The sequence below is a fragment of the Burkholderia sp. LMG 13014 genome, assembly GCF_905232215.1.
In the GTDB taxonomy this organism is placed as follows: domain Bacteria; phylum Pseudomonadota; class Gammaproteobacteria; order Burkholderiales; family Burkholderiaceae; genus Burkholderia.
The window spans coordinates 1-3,046 of record NZ_CAJNKE010000663.1 but is presented as its reverse complement, the minus strand read 5'-3'; the positions used below and the strand labels follow the sequence as shown (position 1 = coordinate 3,046).

Below are 3,046 nucleotides of genomic sequence, written 5' to 3'. Positions count from 1 at the left end.
CAACCCGTCCGACGCGCTCTGTAGCGCGAAACAGACTTGTTATAGGATCAAGCCTTACGGGCAATTAGTATCAGTTAGCTGAACGCATTACTGCGCTTACACACCTGACCTATCAACGTCCTGGTCTCGAACGACCCTTCAAGGGGATCTAGTCCCCAGGGATATCTCATCTTAAGGCGAGTTTCCCGCTTAGATGCTTTCAGCGGTTATCTCTTCCGAACATAGCTACCCGGCGATGCCACTGGCGTGACAACCGGTACACCAGAGGTTCGTCCACTCCGGTCCTCTCGTACTAGGAGCAGCCCCCTTCAAATATCCAACGCCCACGGCAGATAGGGACCAAACTGTCTCACGACGTTTTAAACCCAGCTCACGTACCTCTTTAAATGGCGAACAGCCATACCCTTGGGACCGGCTACAGCCCCAGGATGAGATGAGCCGACATCGAGGTGCCAAACACCGCCGTCGATATGAACTCTTGGGCGGTATCAGCCTGTTATCCCCAGAGTACCTTTTATCCGTTGAGCGATGGCCCTTCCATACAGAACCACCGGATCACTATGACCTGCTTTCGCACCTGCTCGACTTGTCGGTCTCGCAGTTAAGCACGCTTATGCCATTGCACTATCAGCACGATTTCCGACCGTACCTAGCGTACCTTCGTACTCCTCCGTTACGCTTTGGGAGGAGACCGCCCCAGTCAAACTGCCTACCATGCACTGTCCCCGACCCGGATCACGGGCCAAGGTTAGAACCTCAAACAAACCAGGGTGGTATTTCAAGGACGGCTCCACCGAAACTAGCGTTCCGGTTTCATAGCCTCCCACCTATCCTACACAGATCGGTTCAAAGTCCAATGCAAAGCTACAGTAAAGGTTCATGGGGTCTTTCCGTCTAGCCGCGGGTAGATTGCATCATCACAAACACTTCAACTTCGCTGAGTCTCGGGAGGAGACAGTGTGGCCATCGTTACGCCATTCGTGCAGGTCGGAACTTACCCGACAAGGAATTTCGCTACCTTAGGACCGTTATAGTTACGGCCGCCGTTTACCGGGACTTCAATCAAGAGCTTGCACCCCATCATTTAATCTTCCGGCACCGGGCAGGCGTCACACCCTATACGTCCACTTTCGTGTTTGCAGAGTGCTGTGTTTTTATTAAACAGTCGCAGCCACCAGTTTATTGCAACCCCTTCACCCTTTGCCCGCAGGGGCATCAAGCTACAAGGGCGTACCTTATCCCGAAGTTACGGTACCAATTTGCCGAGTTCCTTCTCCCGAGTTCTCTCAAGCGCCTTAGAATACTCATCTCGCCCACCTGTGTCGGTTTGCGGTACGGTCATCGTTAGACTGAAGCTTAGAGGCTTTTCTTGGAACCACTTCCAATTGCTTCGCTCCCTAAGGAGCTCGCGCCACACCCTTGAATTACGCACCCGGATTTGCCTAAGTGCCTTCTCCAATGCAGCGACCGGGACTTCCAACACCCGGACAACCTTCCGCGATCCGTCCCCCCATCGCATCTAACAATGGTGCAGGAATATTGACCTGCTTCCCATCAGCTACGCATTTCTGCCTCGCCTTAGGGGCCGACTCACCCTACGCCGATGAACGTTGCGTAGGAAACCTTGGGCTTACGGCGAGGGGGCCTTTCACCCCCTTTATCGCTACTCATGTCAGCATTCGCACTTCTGATACCTCCAGCATCCCTTCCGAGACACCTTCGCAGGCTTACAGAACGCTCTCCTACCATGCGTGCAAAGCACGCATCCGCAGCTTCGGTATATAGCTTAGCCCCGTTACATCTTCCGCGCAGGACGACTCGATCAGTGAGCTATTACGCTTTCTTTAAAGGGTGGCTGCTTCTAAGCCAACCTCCTGACTGTTTTAGCCTTCCCACTTCGTTTCCCACTTAGCTATATTTGGGGACCTTAGCTGGCGGTCTGGGTTGTTTCCCTCTTGACACCGGACGTTAGCACCCGATGTCTGTCTCCCGTGATTGCACTCTTCGGTATTCGGAGTTTGCTATGGCGGGGTAATCTGCAATAGACCCCCCAACCATGACAGTGCTCTACCCCCGAAGGTGAGACACGAGGCACTACCTAAATAGTTTTCGGAGAGAACCAGCTATTTCCAAGTTTGTTTAGCCTTTCACCCCTATCCACAGCTCATCCCCTAACTTTTCAACGTTAGTGGGTTCGGACCTCCAGTACGTGTTACCGCACCTTCATCCTGGCCATGGATAGATCACTTGGTTTCGGGTCTACGCCCAGCAACTGAACGCCCTATTCGGACTCGCTTTCGCTACGCCTGCCCTATACGGTTAAGCTTGCTACTGAACGTAAGTCGCTGACCCATTATACAAAAGGTACGCCGTCACCCCTTTCGAGGCTCCGACTGTTTGTATGCATGCGGTTTCAGGATCTATTTCACTCCCCTCCCGGGGTTCTTTTCACCTTTCCCTCACGGTACTGGTTCACTATCGGTCGATCACGAGTATTTAGCCTTGGAGGATGGTCCCCCCATCTTCAGACAGGATTTCACGTGTCCCGCCCTACTTGTCGCACACCTAGTTCTTTCATACTGTTTTCGCCTACGGGGCTATCACCCGCTATGGCCGCACTTTCCAGAGCGTTCGGCTAACAATACAAATAAAGAGTGCAAGGCTCATCCCATTTCGCTCGCCACTACTTTGGGAATCTCGGTTGATTTCTTTTCCTGCGGTTACTTAGATGTTTCAGTTCACCGCGTTCGCTTCACATGGCCTATGTATTCAGCCATGGATACTCCAAAAGGAGTGGGTTTCCCCATTCGGACATCTACGGATCAAAGCTTGTTTGCCAGCTCCCCGTAGCTTTTCGCAGGCTACCGCGTCCTTCATCGCCTGTGATCGCCAAGGCATCCACCACATGCACTTGTTCGCTTGACCCTATAACGAGTCTGTCTCGTTACAGGTTGAGTTCTCGCATTTGTGCCGTATTCCAATTGAGTCAAACATAGAGTTCGAATCATCTTGAGATACATCGATACAATCACAACCCGGATAGTTT

At 52.3% G+C, this 3,046-nt stretch carries 1 rRNA gene; it reads right to left on the bottom strand.

The features are described 5' to 3' along the window. Positions 1-43 precede the first annotated feature (43 nt). Positions 44-2,925: ribosomal RNA gene (locus tag JYJ84_RS32725) — 23S ribosomal RNA — on the bottom strand. Positions 2,926-3,046 lie beyond the last annotated feature (121 nt).